This window comes from Schaalia odontolytica (genome assembly GCF_024584435.1).
GTDB lineage: Bacteria > Actinomycetota > Actinomycetes > Actinomycetales > Actinomycetaceae > Pauljensenia.
In genome coordinates this window covers 39,050-61,731 of the sequence record NZ_CP102197.1, presented here as the reverse complement: position 1 = coordinate 61,731, position 22,682 = coordinate 39,050, and the positions used below count along the sequence as shown (strand labels likewise).

Here is a 22,682-nt window from a genome sequence, read left to right as displayed (position 1 = left end):
AGGGCTCCTTGCGGCGCAGCGGGCTCCCCGCGGCGCACCTGCCGGCCTGATCCGACCGCGCTCCCGAGGACTCCTGGCGGCCCGTAGGGCCAGGCCGCTCACGGCTCCCGGACGCTGATAGTGGTCATGGACACCATGTGGAACATGTCGGAGACGCGCATGTACGCCCGGGGGATAAGCCCCACTCCTCGTCGCTCAATGTCGCGGTAGTAGGGCACGTGTTCGACGAGGCGCGCCCCGCCTGTGAGCCTGCCGACGAACTCACGGGGGTCGTCGATGGAGAACCGCATGGCCGAGTCGTTCTTCATGCGCTTGACGTACGCCTGCGAGAGCTTCAGTCCCTTCGAGGAGGTCGAGTCGAAGACCACCCGCGCCTCGTCGAAGGCGGCGAGATGGTTGATGAAATCGACGACCCGGTCCTCGTCGAAGTAGTAGAAGACCCCGGAGACGACGACGATGGTGGGGCGCTCACCGAACTCCTTCACCCGGTCGATCCACGAGTAGTCGAACATGTCCCCCGGGATCAGGACCTGCCGCTGGCCGGGCGGCAGGAGTTCGCCGCGCACGCTGATGACCTCGGGCAGGTCGAGCTCGAACCAGCGTGCGCGCCCGTTGTCGCAGCGCCAGTACGCCGTCTCCAGTCCGCATCCGGCGTTGACGACCGCCGCGTCGGGGCGCGCCGCAAGGAACCCCCGGATCCGCCGGTCCATGTTGACCGAGCGCGCGACGCTCGACACCATGGTGTACTCGTTCTGCCCGCGATTCATCGTGGCCGCATCCGCAGGAAGGGAGGACTCCAGGCCGAGGGCCTTGGGATCGTGGATCATCGACGGGTAGTGCCTGGACGCGTAGATGCGCCCCACGAGTGGAATGTACAGGGTCTTCGACAGCTCGCTCAGCTCGGCCACGGCGGCCACCTCTTTCGGGTCTTCGGATCGGGCTGTTCACAGGGAACACCGTCGGCCGCCGCCTTTCAAGGCACCGAGGTCCCAGCACCCCTCTCCCACGGGCGCCCGAAGCGCCATTGACCCGGCCTATGCTGGTGGGGAGGGCCCGTGCGGCGCGGACCCCGACCCCGAAGGGAGAGGACCCATGGATGGAAGCGCAATCGACTGGGAGGCGGCGGCGAGGCGCTGGCTCGACCAGGAGGCCGGCGAGGCGCGCATGCCCGAGGGCGAGCTGATCGCCGAGATCGAGGAGTTCCTCGGCCGCCACAAGATCTGCGCGCTGGCCACGGCGGGCGCTGGGATCGTGCGCAACACGACCGTCGAATACGTCCACGCCGAGGGGGCCTTCTGGATCGTCAGCGAGGGGGGCCTGAAGTTCCGGGCGTTGCGGGAGAACAGCAACGTGTGCCTGGCGATCCACGACGACGACATCTCCTTCGACACGCTCGCCGGATTGCAGGTGACGGGCACGGCCGAGGTGCTCGAGCCCTTCGGCGAGGAGTACGAGCGTGCTTGCCGGTTGCGCGGCATCCCGGTGGAACGGCTGCGCGGGCTGCCCTTCGTCATGAACATCATCAAGGTGACCCCCACTCGCTACGACTACGTCAGCGGCAGGCTCAAGGAACGCGGGTTCTCCGCTCGTCAGCACGTCGACCTCTGAGAGGGTGGCGCCGGTGGATCTGGCCTTGAGGAGGCGCCCGTGAACGCGGCTTCAGGGGCGAGCCCGCGGACGCGGACCCCTAAGGGGCGCCCGTGAAGGCGGCGGAAACGCTCGCCCGCTTCTTCCGGGCCGAGAACGAGCGGGACTGGGAAACGTACAGGGCATTCTTGCACCCGGACGTGGTGTGGCACCTGCACGGCGAGGAAAACAGGACGATCCAAGGGGTCGAGGAGTACCTGCGGACAATCCGGGACGCCTACGCGGCGTCCGATGCACACTTCCGCGTGGAGGAGGCGCACGAAGCCGCCGACGGACGCCGCATCGTCGTCCTGCTGGTCGACGACTCCGGGATGAGGTCGTTCGAGGTGTTCGACGTCGAAGACGGCCTGATCCGGCGCGAGCACGAGTTCCTCCTAGGGTGAGGAAGGCGACGAGCAACGCGACCGCCCTCACATCGGGGCATCGGCGGCTCTCGGAACGCGGGATTCTCGGTCGCCGGAGACAGTCCCGACAAGAATGATTTTTCGTTGTGTTGACGGGATTTTTTCTCTCCGTTATCGTCGGGGGAGGGCAGTGAGCACCGACCGCTCCTCCCCCACCTGCCCCGCACACGCAGTCTCATAGGAGGGACGAAAGGCGCGGCTTGCGCTGTCCCGGCCTGGGAGTCGTCGCGCGCAGGTTGATTCAGATACGCCCACATAGCGAGGAGAACGCATGAGCATGTACTTCGGAGACGTGTCGCTGTGCTACACCAACTCCCTGGCGATGGCCCTGGACTCCGTCGGTGTCGACGTGCGTCCCGAGTACCTGGAGGCGCTCATGGTGATGGGCAACGGTGCGAGCATCATGAAAGACGACCCTCGGCATCCGCTCGTTTTCTTCGACAACGGGGAGCCCGACGTGTCCATCAGCAACTGCCTGCGCATGCTTGGCTTCGCGTGGGAGGACTTCTTCGTCGAAGGACCTACGACCGACCTCACCGAGGTCCGCGATCGCCTCGCCCGCATGCTGGAGAGCGGCCCCGTGGTGGCGGGCCCCCTGGACATGGGGCTGCTCACCTACAACCCGAACTTTCACGGCCTGGGCGGGGTCGACCACTTCGTGTGCGTTCTCGGTCTCGACGGCGGTCGCGTACATCTGCATGATCCGGCGGGTTTCCCCTACATGAGCATGGAGTTCCAGGACTTCGCAAAGGCCTGGGAAGCACGGGCAATCTCCTACAGGCGCGGGTCGTTCTCCATGTGGGGCGCCTTCACGCGGGTAAGGGAACCTACGCAGGAGGAGGTCTACCGGGAGGTATCCTCGATCATGAGGAAGCGTTACGACGCGGGCGAGCAGGGCGTCATCCGCGCCTACGCCGAGGCCATCCGACGCAACGGCATGAGCCAGCAGCAAAAGCAGATGCACCAGTACTTCAGTTTCCGCTTGGCCGCGGCGAGGAGCCTCTACGCTGCCCGATTCCTGGCCGACCACGACCCGGAGCGGGCGGAGCTCAAGGAGCGGATCGCCTCCCTGTTCGGGCAGGCGCACCTGCACAACCTGACGGAGGACAACCTCGCCTTGGCAGACACACTGGGGAGGATCGCTGAACTGGACGACCGCTTCAGGGAACTGTGTATCCTGAGAGGGTGACCGGGCAGCGCCTCGCGACGGGGAGGCGGCAGACACATCCGGCACCGTAACTCCCGTGTGAAGAAGGACGGTGGGGAGCGATGACGCGAGTTCGCGTGATTCACGAGGCCGACCTGCCCTGGTCGGTATCCCAGGTGTGGCGGATCGTCACCGACGTCGATCAGTGGCGGTGGCGTTCGGACCTGGAGCGATGCGAGAGGGCCGGCGAGCGCGACTTCGTGGAGTATCCCAAAGGCGGCAAGCCCATTCGTTTCACGACCGTGCGTCGGCAGGAGGAACGACTCTGGGAGTTCTCCATCGACGGGGATACCCTGGAGGGATGCTGGCGAGGCGTGTTCATCCCGGCGGGATCCGGGTGCCGCCTGAGCTTCACGGAGGACGTGGACGTGCGGGGCAGGTTCGTCCCCCGATGGGTTGCCAGGCTGTTCCTGCGCTCATACCAGGCCCGATACTTCAGGGATCTGCGCGCGGAGTTGCGCCGCCGCTACGGCGAGGCCGGGGCGTGAGTCGCGGGGGCTGGCGAGCCGCTCGGACTCCTGTGCCGCGCGCTGTCGCGGCATGCACCGCGGCCCTCGGCTAGTCGCGCCTCGCGCACGCCCTTCGGTGGGCGCGGAGCTTCTTAAGCGCCCAGTCGTAGTGGGAACTCGTGGCGCTCACAAAGTAGGAGCCGAGCGTCGTGGTCCCCGTCCAGTCGAATCGTCCCCTGTCGAACAGGTCCTCGTCGGAGAACCCCTCCGCCAGGGCCATGACCGCACTGTGGGACTGATCCAGCAGGTCCAGGGGCGTGTCCTGATGCTTGCGCCACAGGGCGACGTTCATGTCGCCGTAGGTCCGCCACGTGTAGGGTTCGGGCAGGAATGGCCGCTTCTCCCCGACCTCGTTGGCACCCACCCAGTCCAGGAGGAGCCGGTGCCACTCGTGGAGGTGAGCCAGGACGTCGCGCAGGTTCTTGTCCCGGCTCCAGTGCGCCTCCTTCCGGCCCTTGTCGGCGGAGAAGTCGAAGGGGCCGCCAGTTCGCCTTCGGTCATGGAGGCAGCAAACTCCATGAGCTTCCCGTACCCGCGTGCGGATGCGGTGATCAGCTCGTTCTTACTCGTCGGTCGCGCGTGTCTCCCACCGGCTCTCGGCTCTCGGCTCACCGCTCACCCGCATCGGATCGTGATCGATAAGCGGTGAGCGCCGCGCTCAATAGGAGCACCACGGCAGCCCCGCAGAACGCCACGAGGACCGCGTGGGCATAGGCGCCGCTCGCTGCGGCGCGGACCGCCTGCGCCTGCGAGGCGCTTTGCGTGCCGGCGGCCTCGAACGCGAGGGAAACGGACGCGAACCCCTCGGCGGCGGTTCCCCGGCACGCCGCCGCGTACGACGAGCCGACGAGCGATCCGAGCGCCCCGATCCCGATGAGGCACCCGAGTTGCTGGAAAGTGGAGACGAGCGCGGATCCACCGCCTCGTCGCCGGTCCGGAACCCGCTCCATCGCCCACCCCTGCATGACGGGCAGACCCATTGCCATGCCCAGGCCGCAGGCGCACTGGCCCACGACCATGAGCGGGTATCCCGCGACCGCCGTCGACGCGGCCATGACGGCCAGCCCGAGGGCGATGAGGACGAGGCTGGCCACGCAGGCGCGCCTCTTCCCCAACCGGTCCGAGGCTTTCCCGGTGATGGCGGCGCCCACCATGGCGGCGGCGACCATGGGCATGAGCATGAGCGCCCCCACCAGGGCACTGTTGCCCAGCGCGGTCTCGACATAGGCGGGAAGCACAAACATGATGCCCGAAACCGCGACGTTGAGCGCGAGCAGGGACAACGAGCCGGCGGCGAAGGAGGGGATGCGCAGCAGACCGAGTTCGGCCAGCGGATTCGACGAGCGGGTGTCGCGGCGGACGAACAGGGTGATCACCAGGGCGCCAGCCACCATCGGCCCCCAGGAGTTCGGTGAGGCGGCGGAGATCTGCGCGTTGATGAGACCGGCCGAGACCAGGGCGAGGCCGGCGAGGGCGAGCAGCGCCGACACGAGGGGCAGCGGGGCGCGCGCCCCGGTCGTTCCCCCGGTCTGGCTGCGGTCGCCGGGCAGCAGGAGGATATCGAGGAGCACGACGATGAGGAACGCCACCAGGTCGAACACGAAGATGGCGCGCCAGTCGGCGAAGTTGACGAGCACGCCGCCGAGCACCAGGCCGAAGGGGGCTCCGAGGGTCATCGCGACGGCGTTCACCGTGAGGGCGAGGACTTGCCCGTCGGATTCGAACAGGCGCGTAATGAGGGCGAGCGTCATAGTGATGGAGAAGCCCGCGCCGAACCCCATGACTCCCCGTGCGACGATAGTGGTCACGGAGCTCGTCGCGAGGACGCCCGCAGCGGAGGCGGCCGCGAAGGCGCTGGCGCCGACCAGGAGCGTCCGCTTGACGCCCCACCTGTCGCCCAGGGAACCCGCGAGCAGCATGAACGCCCCGAAGACCAGGTTGTAAGCCGAGACCATCCACTGCTGCTCGACCTGGCCGGCCCCCAGCGAGACCGAGATGGCGGGGAGGGCGATGTTGAACGCGGTCGTGTTGGTGAAACACACGAATGTTCCCAGGCACAAGCCCCCCAGTGCCCGCCAGGCCCGTTTCGCCTCGTTCCCGCCCCGCGCCTCGCGGCTGTCGCAATCCCCTGCGGGCATGCGGACCATCTCCTCTGTACGTTCCTGCACTCCGCGCTCATGTTGCAGTGTAGGACTCGTTGACGCCGAGATGCCGCTGAGTCTCAGCGATCAGTCGCCCCATCGAGTGCCTTCGGGTCTGTTGGCTGCGGCGCCCCACGCTTGGCGGCTTTGGCCGAGGTGGCGAAGGGGACGACTTCGAGGCTTCCGTCGACCAGCTCGGCCAGGAAGACCTGCTTGACCGAGGAGTACCCCTGTTCCTTGAGCTGCGCCTTCACCCACGCCGAATCCTTGCCCGCGAGTACCAGCCCGTCGGAGATGAACTGCCCGTCGCTCACGAGTGGGAGGAGCGAGCGCCTGCTCTTGTCACCGCGCAACCGAAGCGTGAGGGTTCCGTTGGTTTCCATGACGGCAGTCTCGACGTCTCCGATGCTGGAGATTCCCTGGTCGCGCAGGCTTCTGCTGAGGCTCTGCGCCGTGAGCCCGACCTTCGCGCAGCGCGCGATGTCCACCCGCCCGTCGCGGATGATCAGCTCGGGCTGACAGGCGGTGAGCCGCTTGAAGATCTTGCTGTAATCGATGAGGAGCTTCGTGGCGATCACGACGAGCGACCAGATGAGGATGATGATGAGGAATTGCAGCAGCGTGATCGACGAATTGTAGATGACGCCGCCGATAATGCCGCCCAGCACGTAGTTCTGCACCTGGTTGAGCGGGGTGTTGAGCGAGAAGTCGCGCTTGCCGAGGATGTTGATCTGGAAGATCATCATGAGGATTCCCAGTGCGAACTTGATGGCCGTCAGCGTGTAGAAATCCATGTCAGTGCTTCCCGTTCACGTAAACGTTGTGGTCGATGATGTGGGTCCGCTCGAGGGTGTAGGAGTTGTTGTCGTCGCCCAGGTGGACCAGGTAGTCCTCCTCGTTGAAACGCACGATGATCCCGTCTTGCAGGGAGGTCGAGTTCACCAGAATCTCGCTGGTTGACACCCCATGGTCCGTGGCAACGCCTTCCACGAAGCGGACGAGACGCTAGGACTGGGAGAGCTGGTTGCTCACCTGGAGGTACTGCTCGGTCTGAATCCCAAGCAGCACGAGGGAGAGAACGAGGAGACCGACCCCGGCATCTCGCCATCGGGTCCGCGCCTTGTCACGCAGGTACAGGACACTGAAGACCAGCGCAACCAGGAGCAGGATGATGATTGCGGCCACGCGCTGGGTCGATTCGGTGCTTTGGTGGGAGACGACGTAGTCAAGGGTGTAGAAGTCCACGGCTGTGCCTTCAGTGTGCCAATCGGGAAAAGCGCGCCCAGTGTATCAGCGCTCGATTCCTCGCACTCTCAGGGTTGCGCGTATCAAGCAGATGCCACACTCACTCGCTGCCGCCCGCGCCCACGCGGCCGCGATGCGGAGACTCTCACTTGCTCCCGTGGAACACCCAAGCTCGTCCCCGCACGCCGCGCATGATGTAGCTGGCGCCCGCGAGCGCGAGAGCAAGGCCCAGGCCCGTGTAGAAGAAAGCAATGAACCAGCCGGGGAAGAGTCCGGCGGCGCGCATCCCAATACCGAAGGACATCATGAGCGCCATCATGATGTAGCTCTTGCGGTCGAAGAAGCGAAAGACTAGGTGACGTTCCCCCTCCAGGTCGGCGATGCGCTGGGCGTTCTTCTTGACGAGCTTGGAAAACATCGGGTGGAAGGCGCTAAAGATTGCGGCCGCGCCGCCGACGAGGGCGAGGAGAATGATCGCTGCGACGCCGCGCATGCCGATGGCCGCGCGCACCCCGAGTTGGGCGACATTCAGTCCAGCGAGTAGCCAGACGATGCCGGCGACGGCAATCAGGGACTGTTTCTTCACGTGCAAACGGCTCATCGGGCATCCTTCTCGTTGATGGGCGTCGGGTACGGGTAGAGGGAGGCGTCGAGGAGCGCGACGAGCGTCTCGCACTCGTCACTGTCCATGAGGGACGCGAAGATGGCGCGCAGCACGTAGCGGCACAGCCTTTCAGCACTCAGAGAACCGACGAGGCGGGCGTGCTCCACGGCCTCGTCCGCATTGAGGACACGGATCAGTCCGCGTTCAATGTGGGCGAGCATGGGGGCGCGTACGGCCTCGAGCGCCTCGTGCTCAGCGCTCGGCAGGCGCCGCATCTGCGTAAACCAGTCGACGCTCATGTCGGCACGCGCGGAGCTGAGGGCCTCACGAAACCGCCTCACGTAGGAGGTGAAGCGTTCGCCGGGGCGCACGACGCACAGCTCTTCGGAGAGGTTCTCCTCGAAGAATCGGGTGAGCACCGCGGCCGTCAGGTCTGCCTTCGTCGGAAAGTAGCCGTAGACCGACCCGACGGCGATCCCACAGGCGGAGGCGAGCTTGCGCACGGAGAGCGACGAGATGCCGTCGCGTGAGGCGATGGCGTAGGCCTGGCTGACCAGGCTTTCCCGGTCGATCACTTGCTTGGGCATTCATCCCTACTGTCTTGCGAGCTGCAACAACCCATAATGAACAGTGTTCAGTATAGACGTGCCCTTCCAACGAGGAGCGGCCACTTCCCATGACGTCGCACACGGACCGAATCACCCACGGCCTCGTCGCTAGTCCGGATGACAGCCGACTGACCCAGACAGCGCTCCTGGAGCGCTAGGAATCGTGCCGCTTGCGGTACTCGCTCGGACTCAGGCCAGTCCACGAGCTGAAGGCCCGCAGGAAGCTGTTGTGCTCGACGTATCCCAGCATGAACGCGATCTCGTCCGTGCGCATCGAGGTCGTGGTCAGGTAGCGCTTGGCCAACAGCTCACGAACGTGGTTCAGCTGCTTCTGGAAGGTGGTCCCCTCCTCGCCGAGTCTGCGCTGCAGGGTACGCTTCGACTGACCGAGCCGACGGGCCGTCTCGTCGATTCCGACCTCACCCGCGGGCAGCGCCTCGACAAGGGCGCTGCGCACGCGAGCGGACATGCCCTCATCGACGTCGAGTTCGCTGAGCCGGCGTCCCAGCTCGGGCTCGAAGTAGCCCCACATCGCATCGTTCCTGCTGAAGAAGGGCACGGCGAGATCAGCATCGGCGAAGGTCACCTCATCGCGCACCCCCTCGCGGACCTCACAGCCGAGAAACTCCTCGAACCATGTCCCTTCGGGAGGATGACGCATCATCACGCCGACGGGGCTGATGTCGCGCTTCGTGGCGGCACGCAGCACGTTGACGAGGAACGCGATCTCGCACTGCACGAGGAACGCAGGCATGGCCCTCTCGCGCTCGGGGCACGCCAGCTGAACCGTCAGCGATCCATTGTCGTCCTTCAGGATGAACTCCATGGGGCCAATGAGGGGCTTGTAGCGGGCGAGCCGCTCGATGCAAGCCCGTCCATCGCGCGCGCAGAACGAGGCGAAGATCGGCGGGCTGAGCTGCTCCACCCCGTCGGCACTGGCCAGCGCGACGGCGGCGTCCTCACGCCCGGCGAGCTCTCCAACCGCCTCCACGAAGGCGTAGTACTGCTCAGCCGTCATCGTGGGGGCCGGGCGGCACAACGCATCCTCGGGCAGGCCCGCCTTGCGTAGCACCTCACCGACATCAATACCGAACCCGCCGAGGGCGCGCCCATAGTTTCCATCAAGAACGAAGTGCTTCACGCCGCCTCCTCAGGGCCCCGACCCCCGCCGACCAGCTCGCGTCGCTTCCTGTACGACGCGTACTCCACCGCTAGCGCGCCCCACACGACGATGAGGGCATCACATGCGAGGGTCGTCAGGGTGTCGGCTCCGGGAATCAGGGCGACTCCTGCGATCAGCAGGCAGGCGATGATCCGACTCGCAAGGACGAGGCCACTCAGTCGGAATGGAGTCTTGTTGTAGTGGAACAGGACGAGCGACAGGGCAAGGTATGCGCACAGCCCCACCGCCAGGTAGATGCTCTTCGGAGCGACGGAAACCTCATGTTCAGGCAGGTATTCCAGGGCGACCGTGACGTTACTGATGACGAACACGAGCCCGGCCGTCAGGACCATGAAGCCGATGCCGACGTCCTGACGCTCGTGGTCGAGCATGCGATCGTAGTGGAAGAAGTAGACGAGGAAGAGACCGACGACGAGCGCGAAGACGAGCATCGATGCGATCACGTCCGAGCCGCCGCTGATCGTGCCGGCGATTCCGACGATCATCTCACCGAAGGTGACGATGGCGAGGAGGGAGCAGCGCTCAAAAAGGTGATCGAAGCGTACCGCGGTACCCGCGAGGCGATGCCCGCGCACGAAAGCGAGCCACCCGAAGGCGAACGCAACGAGAGAGAGCCACTGGCCAATCTCCCAGGGAACAAACGCGGCGACGAGGACGATGGCGGCCTGGACAGCGAGCACGAGGATCGTCCGGTTCATGAAGCGCTTGTCGTCGTCACTCAGGTTCGTGTAGCGCACCCGCTTGATCCCCCAATGCACAGCCAGGTCGATGAGTACGAACGCCCACACGAGGTTCCACGTGAGCATGGAGTTCCGCCACCCCTCACCCACGCACCCGGCCATGAAGAACATGAGGAACATGTTGATGAACAGACACACGTTGTCGAACGCGCCGCCGTCCCCGTAGCGGTTCTGCAGGAACGTCGTGAAGAACCAGACCTGCAGGATCGTCAGCATGTCGACCGCGTACAGGGCGTAGGTCTCCACGCCGAAGAATCCACCCTCGGGGTTGTGCATCAGGCTCGTGATGACGCTGATGCAGTAGACGAAGATGAGGTCGTAGAACAACTCAATGTTCGAGACACCCATCGCGGGACGAAATGCGAGCCTGCGCATGCGTATGCCTTCCATGAGCCACCGTTTACGGAAGGAAGCCCGACACGCGATCCGTCACGCGGCGGGCACCCTTGAGATCTTCGTTGAGCTTACTTGTTCGCGCTTCCTGCGACCTGCTGGTCGTAGACGAAGTTCAGCATGGTCTTCTTGGGGAACAGGGGCGCCAGGGCCATCATGGGGCGCTGCCATCCGGGCAGGCCGCTGGTCACGTTGAGCCTGCCAGCCAGCATCCCGTCATATCCGGCCTGGGCGACGGCCGTCGGGTCGACGGCGTTGGCGAAGAGCTTGGTGTCTCCAAGGTCGCCAGAGGCCGCGAAGCCGGTGCGCATCGCGCCGGGCATGAGCGCCGTGACGGTCACTCCGGTTCCCTCGAGTTCACGCCACAGGGCGTTAGACCAGCTGGTGACGTAGGCCTTCGTCGCGTAGTAGACGGCCTGGAGGGGGCCGGGCATGGCGGCGGCCGTCGAGGAGACGTTGAGGACCTTGCCGCTTCCGCGCGCGATCATGTCGGGCAGGAAGAGCTTGAGGATGCGGGTGGGTGCCTCGACGTTCACGGCGATCATGGACAGGTCCTGTTCCATCGTGCGCTCACGGGCGAAGTCGCCCTGACCGCCGAAGCCCGCGTTGTTGATGATGATGTCCGGGTTCCAGCCATTGGCCTTGCACGTGTCGTAGATGGTCTGGGCAGCCTCGGGCTGGGAGAGATCGACGGCGATGGTCACGGCCTCGACGCCATACTTGGCGGCCACCTCGGCCGCCTGGGCGTCGAGCTTGGACTGGCTGCGCCCCACGAGGATCAGGTCACCGCCCGTGGCGGCGTGGATGTTGACGAAGCAGGTACCGAGGCCGCCGTAGGAGCCGGTGATCAGCGCGCTGTTCTTCATGGCTATTCCTTCACTCTGTTGATTGCCGCACTCATCTGCACGGCTTCCGTTGTTGACGACCATCAATCTATCCCTCAAAACGCGCCACCGCGAGCGCCTATCGCGCCATTGAACTATCAATTCACGCCATACGTGCCGTGCGTCATCAAGCCCCTTCAGTGCGAGCCTCAACGCTCTGATCAGCAAAAACGCCCCCGCGATCGCACCTCGCGCAGCGTTGGGTGCTCATCCCTCCATGTTCGCCGCCGTCACCCCGTCCTACAGGGTTCCGTACACGGTGACGCAGTGCCCGAAGAACATGTCGTCGTCATCGAAGTAGGCGGAGAACGCACCGTCGGCGTCCATCGCGATGCTACGCAGCGCGATCCACATAGCGCTCCACTTCTTCGTCGCCGCGGACTTCTTTTCCACTTTTGCCCTGTACCTGCAGCTGTGCAGGGCGGACAAGGCACGCAAAGCCACTGCCGAGGCCTCGGCAGGCGCAACTCCCCGACACCCCACCGGCGTAGAATAACCAAATGACTGACACAAGCAGACAAGCGCAGTGGTTTTCCAATAACGAGCACAACTGGGACGACCGCGCCGAGCTGCACATGGCTGGCAACTACTGCGACTACCAGCGCCTTCTCGAGGACCCGACCGCCATAAGCGCCGAATTGGCCCAAGATATCGAACGATTCGGCGACCTCACCGGCAAGGATGTCATCCACCTGCAGTGCCACGTCGGAACGGACACGATCGGGTTTGCGCGCCGCGGGGCCTCGCGCATCATTGGCCTCGATCTGTCCAAGGCCTCGCTTGCCCACGCGCGCAGCATCGCCGAACGCGCGGGCGCTGACGTGGAGTTTGTTCACGCGAACGTGTACGACGCGCGTCAAGCAGTGTCCGGCACCTTCGATCTGGTGTACACCTCGATCGGCGTTCTGTGCTGGCTGCCCGATATTGCTCAGTGGGCACGTGTCATCGCTTCCCTACTCAAGCCAGGTGGCACTTTCTTCATTCGCGATGACCACCCGATGTTCATGACAATCGGGGACGACATTTCCGACGGACTCAAGATCGAGCAGCCATACTTTGAGCAAGATACGCCGCTGACATGGGATGACGATTCAAGCTACGTGGATTCGCCCAATGCACCACGGATTACTCACACGACAAATCACCAGTGGAATCACTCCCTTGGACAGATCGTCACCGCTCTCATCAACGCAGGGTTGGTGATCGATGAACTCGAAGAGACCCCGCGCGCAGCGTGGTGCCCGTGGCCCGAACTCATGGAACAAGATTCCGCTGGAGCCTGGCACCTTCGCGAGCATCCCGAACGTCTGCCCCTTCAGTTCGCGATCACCGCACACAAAAACTGAAAGCGCGCAAAGTGGACTTAGGCTTGCGAGGGCCAGACAAGTTATAGAACACTCAAACATTGGAAAGCCTGGCTGTGCGATTACTGCGCGAGTCCCTCCGAGGTGCACCATGGAGGGTCCGAAGTAACACTCACACCAGCGCGTGAGTATGACGTGACAGTGCGCCGACTATTTCGGTAGCGGCTCGACGCGCACTAGCGAGGCCTACCCTGCTTGGCGGGGCAGGCCTCGTCACAGGAGAGGGATGCTAAAGTCATCGCGAGTCAATGAAACCCTATGAGGAAAGCTGCACATGGACAGAGTTGCACGCGTCGCCGCACCCCTCTTCTTCATCGCCATGGTCTACGCAGGATGGCGCTTCGACCTCAACCTCCCCATCCAGCCGCTGCTCTCGCCAGGCCCGTGGATCGTCGCACTACTCATCGCCACTTGTTTCAGCGCCCTGACTGTGCTCCACTCTCAAGACAAGGTTGCTCCACGCGTACTCGCATTTTGGGGCCTCGTCATCAAACTTGCTCTCCTCCCCATCTTCCTCATCATGCTCATTCTCACGATCATCGTTCCGCTAGATAGCTCCCACGGCAACGTAAGCGGCTTGCTGATGATTTTCCTCATTCTTCCTCTGGACGCGGGAGTCTACTTCTTGATGATCGTGTCATCCTTCCATGGGTTTGCCGCAACAAAACGCCTACCGGCCGAACAGACAATCCCATCAGCAACAGCAAAAAGACTCAGGAAGATGCACGCCGTTCCTATCGCAGACCTTGTCGCAGCTATCTGGCTGTACGTGCTCCTGCGTCGACTCGATAGCACTGCTCCGGCCAACGCGCAGGATGCCTAACCCGCCATTTCCACCGAGGCCACCCCATCCGCGACAGTTCCATACACCACGACGCAGTGCCCAAAGAACATATCGTCGTCATCGAAGTAGGCGGAAAATGAACCCTCGGCGTCCATCGCGATGCTGCGCAGCTCGATTCGGCGCGCAAAGCTCCCTTCCGTTATCTCGGGGACCTCCTCGTCGGCAGATTCGCGCCACTCGCACGCGAGCTGCGTCAGCTCTCGCGCGGCGAACGCCCGCATATCCCGGTCCCACGCGGCCTGATCGGCCACCATCCGTCTCATTGCCTGCACAGCTGCGGTCCAGGTGTCCTCGCTCGCCGCATCGACCTCAAGTGACACGTCGATCTGCTCACCCTGCCACAGGACATGGCCTTCGAACACGTCGTAGTCCTTGTCGAGGGTGAGCTCGCCCAGCTCCTCGTCGGCCACCACCACCGGCTGGCGATATTCGGCCAGGACCTCCTCCAGGACGGGGCACGGGGGTTCCTCTTCGAGAACCTCGACGATCAGGAAGTGGTTCTGCACGGAGGCGGCAACACCCTCGGGAACTTCCTGAGGGACCTCCTTACGCGCCTTCACGCGATAGATCATCTCTTGACCGAAACGGTCGAGGATGCCTCCAGCATCGTGCTCCTCATCGCTAACGGGATAGACGATCCGGCCCTCCCCCGCGTGCAGTGCGCCGGTCTGGCAATCCACATACGCGATGAAGTAGTGCGCGACCTCCCAGAATCCGTTCCTCTTACTCGCCCCCCGCCCGCCGGCAAGCAGAACGAGGATCTCCGTGGCCTCGTCCTCAAAGGTACGTTCCCATTCTTCCTGAGTCATGCCGTTTTGTGAACGCATGTATTCCAGTAGATCCACGTGTTGTCCTCCTTGATCAACCACTGCTAAGTCGCGACGGCGAACCCTACTCCACGGAATGTTCCATCACTGAATCACCAACACAAAACCGTAGGCGATTACCCAACGACGATTCTCACCCAGTCCACGAGTTGCTCGTAACTCATAGACCCATCAGCTACCCCCAGCATGGCTGAAAGGAACTCCGCATGGTCAGGCGTAAAACCAACACCACACATCCTGAGATACGTGCCTAACAGAGCAGCGCCAGTTCGCTTGTTTCCATCCAGGAAGGGATGCCCCGAAATAATCCCAACAGCGTACCGACACGCTTTCTCGACTGCACTTGGGTAGAGCTCCTCACCCCCAAAGGTCTGGAAGGGTTGGGCGAGAGCCGAGGCCAACATCCCCTCGTCTCGCACAGCATCCAAGCCACCGAAGCGAGCAATCGCAGCTGAATGGATGGCACACACATCGTCCCGCGAAAACGCGAAAGCGTTCACTTCGCAAGCTCTTCAAACACGTCCGCGTAGGCATCCATGAAGTCAACAGCAACATCGACAGCACTCTCAGACTGCTGCGCCGGTTGAATGACCACCCAAGGCCTGTTGTTCTTGAGGATCGTGACAGGCTTCCCCGTCCTATTCACCTCTGCTGTCACTCGCGAAAAGTTGTTCTTCGCCTCGGCGAGCCCCATAGTCAGTGTCGACATGCTACCTACCCCTTTCGATCCTGACCATAATTATGGTCAGAACCTAGACTCAGATCAAGCGACTGGCCACTCCCGAGCATGGAAGATCTGGCACTCGCCGCGCTCTCTCGATAAACGAACCCCGGCCTCGTCCCACGAACCAGGGACGAGGCCGAGGCTTTGAGCGTGTGCACTCAGCTCGGCGTGAGCGTCACTCCCACTCGATGGTGGCCGGGGGCTTGGAGGTCACGTCGAGGACGACGCGGTTGACCTCGGGCACCGAGTTGGTGATACGCGTGGAGATGCGGGCCAACACGTCGTAGGGCAGGCGCGTCCAGTCCGCCGTCATCGCATCCTCGGAGGACACGGGGCGCAGCACGATCGGGTGACCGTAGGTGCGCCCGTCCCCCTGGACGCCCACGCTACGCACGTCGGCGAGCAGGACGACCGGGCACTGCCAGATCTCCTGATCCAGGCCGGCGGCGGTGAGCTCCTCGCGGGCGATCAGGTCGGCGGCACGCAGGATATCCAGGCGCTCGCGCGTGACCTCGCCGATGATGCGGATGCCCAGGCCGGGGCCCGGGAAGGGCTGGCGGTTCACCAGGTAGTCGGGCAGGCCCAGCTCGCGGCCCACCGCGCGCACCTCGTCCTTGAAGAGAGTACGCAGGGGCTCAACCAGCTCAAAGGTCATGTCCTCGGGCAGGCCGCCCACGTTGTGGTGGCTCTTGATGTTGGCCGCGCCCTCGCCGCCGCCGGACTCGACGACGTCGGGGTACAGGGTGCCCTGAACCAGGAACTTCACCTCGCCGCCGGCGGCGCCCACCTCCTCGATGACCTGCTTCTGGGCGGCCTCGAAGGAGCGAATGAACTCGCGACCGATGATCTTGCGCTTGGCCTCAGGCTCGGTGACGCCGGCGAGGGCGGAGAGGAAGCGCTCGGACTCGTCGCACGTGATGACGCGGATGCCCATGCCGCGCGCGTAGTCACCCTCCACCTGCTCGCGCTCGCCCGCACGCAGCAGACCGTGGTCGATGAAGAAGCAGGTCAGCTGGTCGCCGACAGCCCTGTGAACAAGAGCGGCTGCCACGGAGGAGTCCACGCCGCCCGACAGGGCGCAAATGACCTGCGCGTCGCCCACCTGCTCGCGGATCTTCGCGACCTGCTCGTCCACGATCGAACCGGCGGTCCACGTGGGCTCCAGGCCAGCACCCTCGTACAGGAAGTTCCTCAGGGCAGCCTGTCCGAACTGGGAGTGGCCCACCTCGGGGTGCCACTGCAGGCCGTAGAGGCGGCGCTCACGCGACTCGAAGGCCGCGACCGGGGTCTCGGAGGTGGAGGCCGTGACGGTGAACCCCTGCGGGGCGCCCTGGACGGCGTCGCCGTGGCTCATCCACACGATCTGGTCGCCCGGGGTGCCACCGAAGAGGCACGAGTCTGCCGCGACGGACGCCTCGGTGTGCCCGTACTCGCGGGTGCCCGTGCGACCCACGGTGCCACCCAGGGCGTGGGCCATGGTCTGGAAGCCGTAGCAGATCCCCAGGACCGGCACGCCGGCCTCGAAGATCGCCGGATCCACGCTCGGCGCACCCTCTTCATACACGGAGGACGGCCCACCCGAGAGAATGATCGCTGCCGGCTCCTTCGCGAGCATGTCGGCCACGCTCATCGTGTGAGGAACGATCTCCGAGTAGACGTTCGCCTCGCGCACACGGCGGGCGATGAGCTGGGCATACTGCGCGCCGAAGTCGACGACGAGGACGGGATGCATGTCGGTAGCGTTCACCCTGCCCATGGTACCCGGGCTCACTCACGGCGTCGCGCTTCATTGCACGTGTCTCCGCGCACGCGCGCCATCGCCGTCACCCGCGCCGTCGGCACCGATGCGATGAGCCGAGCGAGGCGTCTCGGAGCGATCCGACGCCGAGCGAGCGGCACGCGTGAAACCGCGACCACCCCTGCTCGGAGGAGCGCAACGCCGCACGAAACCGCGACCACCCCTGCCTCGACAAAAGTACCGATGTGGGGCCGATTCGCCCCAGCAGGGGCGCCCCGGGTTTCACCAGCCCACAGACAACCCCGGGACAGGGGCGCCCCGGGTTTCACCAGCCGGAAGAAGACGGCGGCCCCACCCCATCGGGGCGAGGCCGCCTACTGACGCCTGCGCGGCGAAGCGCTCAGCGGAAGAACGAGCGAAGCACCGGGAAAAGTCCGGTGGCAACGGCCGCCTTGACAAGATCACCGATGATAAAGGGAACGAAACCCTTGAGGAGTCCATCCGTGAAGGTCATGTGGGTGAAGGGAATCATCCAGGCCAGGCCCGCGATGTACACGGACGCCAGGGAGACCAGGGCGGTCGGCGCCATCGTGATGACGCGTCGGTCTGCCCCACGCTCGGCGGCCAGTCCGGCGATCGCCGCCACCAGGAAGTATCCGAGGATGTAGCCGAAGGATGCGAACGCCCAACCGACGTTTGACCCGGTGAAGACCGGGGCGCCCGCAACGCCCAGGGCCGCGTACCCAAGGACCGAGATGAGACCTCGACGCGCGCCAAGAACCGTGCCCACCGACAGCGCGCCGAGGGTGCCCAGGGAAACCGGAATGGGCGTGAACGGCAGGGGAACCGAGATCCGAGCCAGGGCAATCATCGCGAGCGTGCCACCGACCACGAGGGCAATCTCGCGGACGAGGGAGCCGCCCAGGCGATCGGCGAGGACGCGGTTGCGGCGCGCCGGGAGGGCGGGGGTAGCGGTCATCGTGGTCATAGAGAGCCTTTCGACGGGGCCAACGGCCGTTAGTTCAATAGTTGAATTAGACACCGGCTGTGGGGGCCTGTCAACCTCGCGCAAGCACATCACAGGCGATGGTCAGGCTCGTTGGGAAGGACGCGCGACGCAGCCTCGTCGACAGCGCCGCACGACGGAGCCGGATGAGTCGGCTTCCGTCCGAGGATGAGGACCGCACCGCGAGAAGACGACCGCGGGGCGGGCGACTCCTCCGGACCCACCCGCCCCGCGGTCGAGAGGCCTTCAGTGCGCGAAGTGGCGCGTCCCCGTCAGGTACATCGTGATGCCGGCAGCATTCGCCGCGTCGATCGACTCCTGATCACGCACGGACCCACCGGGCTGCACCACGGCGCTCACTCCCGCGTCAATGAGGACCTGCAGGCCGTCGGCGAAGGGGAAGAACGCGTCGGAGGCAGCGACCGCCCCGACAGAGCGGCGCTCGGGTGCCTCGGCCACAACGTCGGAGGCGCGCGCACCCCCTGCGGCATCCTCTGAGGCGGCCGCATCCCCCGTCGAGCGCGCCCCGAGGGTGTTTGCCCGCTCGACAGCGAGCTTGCAGGAGTCGACGCGATTCACCTGTCCCATGCCCACGCCCACGGACGCACCGTCCTTCACCAGCAGGATCGCGTTCGAGCGAACGGAACGTACCGCCCGCCAGGCGAACTCCAGGTCGGCAAGGGTCCGCTCGTCGGCGGGCGCACCGGCGGCCAGCGTCCAGTTGGTCGCACTATCTCCGGGCGCATCAATATCGTCTCGTTCCTGCACCAGCAGCCCGCCGCTGATCTGCTTGAACTCGTACGAACCTCGCGCCGGGGGCTGGACCTGAAGGACACGCAGGTTCTTCTTTGCGCGCAAAACCTCGAGGGCCCCCTCGTCGTATCCGGGGGCCAGCACAACCTCGGTAAAGATCGGGACGATCTGGCGGGCGAGCTCCACGCTCACCGGACGATTGACCGCGATGACGCCGCCGAATGCAGACACGGGGTCGCACGCGTGCGCGAGCCGATGTGCCTCGGCCACGTCCTCGCCGACGGCGATGCCGCACGGGTTCGCGTGCTTAATGATGGCAACGCACGGACGCTCATGATCGTAGGCGGCACGCAGAGCGGCGTCCCCATCCGTGTAGTTGTTGTAGCTCATCGCCTTGCCGTGGAGCTGGATCGCATTGGCAATACCCTGTGCCGCAGCCCCATCCTCGGGGTCCGATTCCTCGAAGCTCTCATCGATCTCGCGGTAGACGGCCGCGCCCTGGTGCGGGTTCTCCCCGTAACGCAACGACTCCACGCGCTCGAAGGCGTCCGCGACGACAACGGGCATCCCCGAGGCCACCCCATCCGTCTCGCCGGGCTCGTCCTCAACACAATCCTCCCCGCCATCTCGGTAGCCGAGCGAGGCGAGGAAAGCGGCGTCCGAGGCCTCCAGGTGTGCTTCGGCCGCATCGTCCAGGGTCTCGCGCACGTCCTCCAACTCAAGCTGGTCTGCCAGCCACCCGGCGATCGCGAGGTCGTAGGCGGCGGTGTGAGCGAATGCCTCGGCCGCGAGCCGACGACGCTGGGCGAGCGTGAAGCCCTCCCCCGCCACCGCCTCGGCGACATCGGCGTATCGACTCGGGGAGGTCACGACCGCGACCGAGGGGTGGTTCTTGGCGGCCGCGCGCACCATGGAAGGCCCACCGATGTCGATCTGCTCGACGCACGCATCGAAGGAGGCGCCCGAGGCAACGGTGTCCGCAAAGGGGTACAGGTTGCACACCACCAGGTCGAAGGGGGCGATTCCGAGGGAGGCGATCTGCTCACGGTGGCTGGCCTTGCGCTGGTCGGCAAGGATGCCGGCATGGACGAAGGGGTGCAGGGTCTTCACCCGCCCCTCGAGCACCTCGGGGAAGCCCGTGACGGCTTCCACGGGGGTGACGGGGATTCCGGCGGCGCTGATGCGTTCGGCCGTCGAGCCCGTGGACACAATCTCCACACCGGCAGCGCCGAGGGCACGCGCCAGGTCCTCCAGTCCCGTCTTGTCGTAGACAGAGATCAGGGCCCGCCTGATCGGGCGCAGGTCAATGGGTTCCAGGTTGTCGAGGGAAACGGACATGGTTCCTCCAGGTCGGGTCACCCGGGCGCCCAGGCGGGCGACGCCTCTCGGGAAGGTCGGCCGCTCCCCGGTGGTCATCCACCCTCGCCAGTCGCGGCCCCTTCAGCTTAGTCGATGTGTTGTTCCTGCGCGGGTTGCGCCCACGGTTCGTTCGCCTCGTGCGCGTCGCTGCCCCCTCCGCGCCGCTCGCCGGCGGCTCCGTCCCCGCCCTCGTCGCTGCCGCCGCTGGCCGAGGCCGCGGACTCCTCGGACACGTCGGCCTCGCTGGCGCGTCGGCCTGCTGCCTCGCCGCGCCGACGCACGCGTCCCGTCCCCTCCCCGATGAGCGCCAGCGTCGTGGGGTGGGTTGCCAGGGAGACAAGCACGGCGGGCAGCGCGATCTCGAGGACGAGGGCGAGCGTCACCCAGCCGACGCGCGGCCCCATCGTCGAGAGGCGAACGGCCCCCAGGCTCATGGTCGCGCTCCACATCCACAGCGCTACCACCGCCGCGAACACTCCCGTCGCGAGGAGACCCTGGGCGCTCTGGTGCAGGAGGTGTTCGCGCCGAAAACGCCAGGCGCACACGGCTCCCACGGCCAGGCCAAGCAAGATCGGAAGGAGGATCAACCACATGCCGGGGGCGGACTCGGGGATCGCGCCGAGCAGCGGGATCGGGGGGATGGGACCCTGGTCGGCGGCCGACGGAGAGTGCAACGCGTCGGTGGCCGTCAGGAAACCCGCTCCCGACCACCATGCTGCCGCCCACGCCACCACCGAGGGGGCGAAGAGCAACTGCACGCCGACGATGAAGGTCGAGTCGGCCGCCGAAGAGGCTCCCAGAAGCTCGTGAATTCCGCTCACGCGGGTCCAGGAGAGCGAGAGGGCCACGATCGACGCGACCGACGCGGCGAGGGCGAGCGCCACGACGAGCAGCCCGCCCATCTTGAATCCACCCGAAATCCAGTGCTGCATGGCGGGCGCGCCATCGTCGCGCGAGTAGCCCGACGCGACAAACCACACCGAGCCGACGAGGGGAATGATGATCGCACCGAGGGTTCCCGTCCACCAGTGCGAGTGCTGGCCCGAGGCGCCCACGAGGAGCCAGGAGGTGAGCAGGAAACCGGGCGCGGCGAACAGCGCCGAGGAGCGGGGGAATCCCGCGGTCGTGCGCAGCAGGACCCGCACGAGAACAACAAGCATGGCCCCCACCAGGGTCGGTATCGCCCGGTAGGAGACGCCCCCGACCACGGCGGTTCCGCCCACAACGGCCGACCACAGGTCACCCCCCAGGCCGAGCGCATCGCGCGGGGTTGTATCGTTCATCCACGTGTTCGACCGGATCGACAGGTAGGCAACCATGGTGAGCACCGTGGTGATCGCCCACCCGGCGAAGGCTGCCTCGACTCCTGCGAGGACGCCGCGGGCCCAGCCGCGGGGGACGGCGACACGAACCGTCGCCCGATCGGGCACGTAGGTGGTCGTGGTTCTCCGGGGTCTGGCTTCATTCGTCATGCGCTCGCTCACTACCCCATAGTGTCAGAATCGGCCCGGGGTCGCGACGCTGCACGCCGACCCCGGGCCGAATAGTCGCGTCGTTACCGCGACAGGAGCTCGCGAGCGATCTGAGCAGTCTGGGAGGGGGTGCGTCCCACGCGAACACCCACGGCCTCGAGTGCCGCGGCCTTCGCGGACGCGGTACCGGAGGATCCGGACACGATGGCTCCCGCGTGCCCCATCGTCTTCCCCTCGGGAGCGGTGAATCCAGCGATGTAGGCCACGACCGGCTTCGACATGTTCTGGCTGATCCACTCGGCGGCACGTTCTTCGGCGTCGCCGCCGATCTCGCCGATCATGATGACGAGGTCCGTATCGGGGTCCTCTTCGAAGGCAGCCAGCGCGTCGATGTGGGTCGTACCGACCACCGGGTCCCCGCCGATGCCCAGGCACGTCGTGAAGCCAAAGTCACGCAGCTCGTACATCAGCTGGTAAGTCAGGGTGCCCGACTTGGAGACGAGGCCCAGGCGCCCCGGTCCCGTGATGTCGGCCGGGGTAATCCCCAGGTTTGCTTGCCCGGGCGAGATGATGCCGGGACAGTTCGGGCCGATCAGGCGCACGCCCGCCGCGAGCGCATGCTCAACGACGATCGTCGAGTCCTGAACGGGGATCCCCTCGGTAATGAGCACGATCGTCTCGATGCCCACATCGATGGCCTCCAGTGCCGCCGCCTTGGCGAAGGCGGGAGGAACAAAGATGACGGAGGCGTTCGCCCCCGTTGCCTCGCGGGCCTCGGCGACCGTGCCGTAGACGGGGACCTCGACCTGCCCGTCGGCCACTCGACCGGCGGCCGGACCGTATCCGACCACGTCAAAGGTGACGGTTGTTCCTGCCTTGCGTGGGTTCGTTCCGCCCACGACCGCGGTACCCGCGCTCAGCATGCGCTGGGTGTGCTTGCGGCCTTCGGCTCCGGTCATCCCCTGGACGATGACCCGGGTGTCAGAGTTGACGAAGATTGTCATGATGTGTCTCCTGCGGTTCTCGGGTC

General features: G+C 65.4%; 24 protein-coding genes, 1 pseudogene and 1 riboswitch. Of the genes and pseudogenes, 6 read left to right on the top strand and 19 right to left on the bottom strand.

The window, feature by feature from the left end; genetic code table 11:
• Positions 1-98: 98 nt before the first annotated feature.
• Positions 99-908 carry a class I SAM-dependent methyltransferase gene (locus NQK35_RS00265; protein WP_034232098.1) on the bottom strand — a complete coding sequence of 270 codons (810 nt, stop codon included), beginning with the start codon at positions 906-908 and terminating at the stop codon, positions 99-101.
• A gap of 184 nt (positions 909-1,092) precedes the next feature.
• On the opposite strand from NQK35_RS00265, the gene NQK35_RS00260 reads away from it, so the two are divergent.
• The 4 genes from NQK35_RS00260 (at position 1,093) to NQK35_RS00245 (ending at position 3,746) form a co-directional block, all read left to right on the top strand.
• Positions 1,093-1,608: a pyridoxamine 5'-phosphate oxidase family protein gene (locus tag NQK35_RS00260; protein WP_257114178.1), complete on the top strand. Its 516-nt coding sequence runs from the start codon at positions 1,093-1,095 to the stop codon at positions 1,606-1,608.
• Between the two features lie 92 nt (positions 1,609-1,700).
• Positions 1,701-2,030: a nuclear transport factor 2 family protein gene (locus NQK35_RS00255; RefSeq protein WP_257114177.1), complete on the top strand. Its 330-nt coding sequence runs from the start codon at positions 1,701-1,703 to the stop codon at positions 2,028-2,030.
• A gap of 292 nt (positions 2,031-2,322) precedes the next feature.
• On the top strand, positions 2,323-3,240 hold the full coding sequence (locus NQK35_RS00250) for a DNA repair protein RadC (RefSeq protein ID WP_257114175.1): 918 nt from the start codon (positions 2,323-2,325) through the stop codon (positions 3,238-3,240).
• Positions 3,241-3,320: 80 nt separating this feature from the next.
• On the top strand, positions 3,321-3,746 hold the full coding sequence (locus tag NQK35_RS00245; protein ID WP_009212353.1) for an SRPBCC family protein: 426 nt from the start codon (positions 3,321-3,323) through the stop codon (positions 3,744-3,746).
• A 70-nt stretch (positions 3,747-3,816) separates the two neighbouring features.
• Here NQK35_RS00245 and NQK35_RS10645 read toward each other — a convergent pair whose 3' ends face one another.
• The 10 genes and pseudogenes from NQK35_RS10645 to NQK35_RS00195 form a co-directional block, all read right to left on the bottom strand.
• Positions 3,817-4,173, bottom strand: coding sequence for a ClbS/DfsB family four-helix bundle protein (locus NQK35_RS10645; protein WP_257114740.1), 357 nt, complete (start codon positions 4,171-4,173; stop codon positions 3,817-3,819).
• Positions 4,174-4,375: 202 nt separating this feature from the next.
• The gene (locus NQK35_RS00235; protein WP_257114174.1) at positions 4,376-5,935 is read right to left on the bottom strand and encodes an MFS transporter; all 1,560 of its coding nucleotides are present in this window, start codon (positions 5,933-5,935) and stop codon (positions 4,376-4,378) included.
• Between the two features lie 53 nt (positions 5,936-5,988).
• Positions 5,989-6,702 (bottom strand): DUF421 domain-containing protein, encoded by a 714-nt coding sequence (locus NQK35_RS00230; RefSeq protein WP_257114173.1) that lies wholly within the window; start codon positions 6,700-6,702, stop codon positions 5,989-5,991.
• A gap of 1 nt (position 6,703) precedes the next feature.
• Positions 6,704-7,093, bottom strand: a pseudogene (locus NQK35_RS00225) (DUF3290 family protein).
• A gap of 205 nt (positions 7,094-7,298) precedes the next feature.
• Entirely contained in the window at positions 7,299-7,754 is a 456-nt protein-coding gene (locus NQK35_RS00220) for a hypothetical protein (RefSeq protein ID WP_048742358.1), read from the bottom strand.
• Entirely contained in the window at positions 7,751-8,344 is a 594-nt protein-coding gene (locus tag NQK35_RS00215) for a TetR/AcrR family transcriptional regulator (protein WP_048742360.1), read from the bottom strand. The genes NQK35_RS00220 and NQK35_RS00215 overlap by 4 nt, the downstream gene beginning before the upstream one ends.
• 175 nt (positions 8,345-8,519) lie before the next feature.
• A complete protein-coding gene (locus tag NQK35_RS00210) occupies positions 8,520-9,506 on the bottom strand; it encodes an AraC family transcriptional regulator (RefSeq protein ID WP_257114172.1) in 987 nt (328 codons plus the stop codon).
• Positions 9,503-10,678: a low temperature requirement protein A gene (locus NQK35_RS00205; RefSeq protein WP_257114171.1), complete on the bottom strand. Its 1,176-nt coding sequence runs from the start codon at positions 10,676-10,678 to the stop codon at positions 9,503-9,505. Before NQK35_RS00205 ends, NQK35_RS00210 begins: the two co-directional genes overlap by 4 nt.
• A 74-nt stretch (positions 10,679-10,752) precedes the next feature.
• Positions 10,753-11,547, bottom strand: a complete 795-nt coding sequence (locus NQK35_RS00200; RefSeq protein WP_257114170.1) for an SDR family NAD(P)-dependent oxidoreductase — start codon at positions 11,545-11,547, stop codon at positions 10,753-10,755.
• Between the two features lie 258 nt (positions 11,548-11,805).
• Entirely contained in the window at positions 11,806-11,958 is a 153-nt protein-coding gene (locus NQK35_RS00195; RefSeq protein WP_257114169.1) for a DUF2262 domain-containing protein, read from the bottom strand.
• 107 nt (positions 11,959-12,065) lie between these two features.
• Here NQK35_RS00195 and NQK35_RS00190 point away from each other — a divergent pair, with 107 nt between their 5' ends.
• Together NQK35_RS00190 and NQK35_RS00185 are read left to right on the top strand one after the other, a co-directional pair.
• A complete protein-coding gene (locus NQK35_RS00190) occupies positions 12,066-12,911 on the top strand; it encodes a class I SAM-dependent methyltransferase (protein WP_257114168.1) in 846 nt (281 codons plus the stop codon).
• A gap of 292 nt (positions 12,912-13,203) precedes the next feature.
• Complete coding sequence (locus NQK35_RS00185) at positions 13,204-13,752, top strand: hypothetical protein (protein WP_257114166.1); 549 nt, start codon at positions 13,204-13,206, stop codon at positions 13,750-13,752.
• Here NQK35_RS00185 and NQK35_RS00180 read toward each other — a convergent pair.
• The 8 genes from NQK35_RS00180 to sucD all read right to left on the bottom strand — a co-directional run bounded on the left by NQK35_RS00180 (position 13,749) and on the right by sucD (position 22,656).
• On the bottom strand, positions 13,749-14,618 hold the full coding sequence (locus NQK35_RS00180) for a DUF2262 domain-containing protein (protein WP_257114165.1): 870 nt from the start codon (positions 14,616-14,618) through the stop codon (positions 13,749-13,751). The genes NQK35_RS00185 and NQK35_RS00180 overlap by 4 nt on opposite strands.
• Positions 14,619-14,716: 98 nt before the next feature.
• Positions 14,717-15,070, bottom strand: coding sequence for a type II toxin-antitoxin system death-on-curing family toxin (locus NQK35_RS00175; protein WP_257114739.1), 354 nt, complete (start codon positions 15,068-15,070; stop codon positions 14,717-14,719).
• A gap of 26 nt (positions 15,071-15,096) precedes the next feature.
• Entirely contained in the window at positions 15,097-15,309 is a 213-nt protein-coding gene (locus tag NQK35_RS00170; RefSeq protein WP_003793591.1) for a type II toxin-antitoxin system Phd/YefM family antitoxin, read from the bottom strand.
• Between the two features lie 190 nt (positions 15,310-15,499).
• Positions 15,500-17,056 (bottom strand): glutamine-hydrolyzing GMP synthase, encoded by a 1,557-nt coding sequence (gene guaA / locus NQK35_RS00165; RefSeq protein WP_257114738.1) that lies wholly within the window; start codon positions 17,054-17,056, stop codon positions 15,500-15,502.
• 406 nt (positions 17,057-17,462) lie between these two features.
• Entirely contained in the window at positions 17,463-18,050 is a 588-nt protein-coding gene (locus NQK35_RS00160; protein WP_048742410.1) for a biotin transporter BioY, read from the bottom strand.
• Positions 18,051-18,314: 264 nt separating this feature from the next.
• Complete coding sequence (gene purH, locus NQK35_RS00155; RefSeq protein ID WP_257114164.1) at positions 18,315-20,159, bottom strand: bifunctional phosphoribosylaminoimidazolecarboxamide formyltransferase/IMP cyclohydrolase; 1,845 nt, start codon at positions 20,157-20,159, stop codon at positions 18,315-18,317.
• A 20-nt stretch (positions 20,160-20,179) separates the two neighbouring features.
• Positions 20,180-20,264: riboswitch (ZMP/ZTP riboswitch) on the bottom strand.
• Between the two features lie 2 nt (positions 20,265-20,266).
• Positions 20,267-21,652 (bottom strand): cell division protein PerM, encoded by a 1,386-nt coding sequence (locus NQK35_RS00150; RefSeq protein WP_257114163.1) that lies wholly within the window; start codon positions 21,650-21,652, stop codon positions 20,267-20,269.
• Positions 21,653-21,735: 83 nt separating this feature from the next.
• Positions 21,736-22,656, bottom strand: a complete 921-nt coding sequence (gene sucD / locus NQK35_RS00145) for a succinate--CoA ligase subunit alpha (RefSeq protein ID WP_257114162.1) — start codon at positions 22,654-22,656, stop codon at positions 21,736-21,738.
• Between the last annotated feature and the right edge of the window lie 26 nt (positions 22,657-22,682).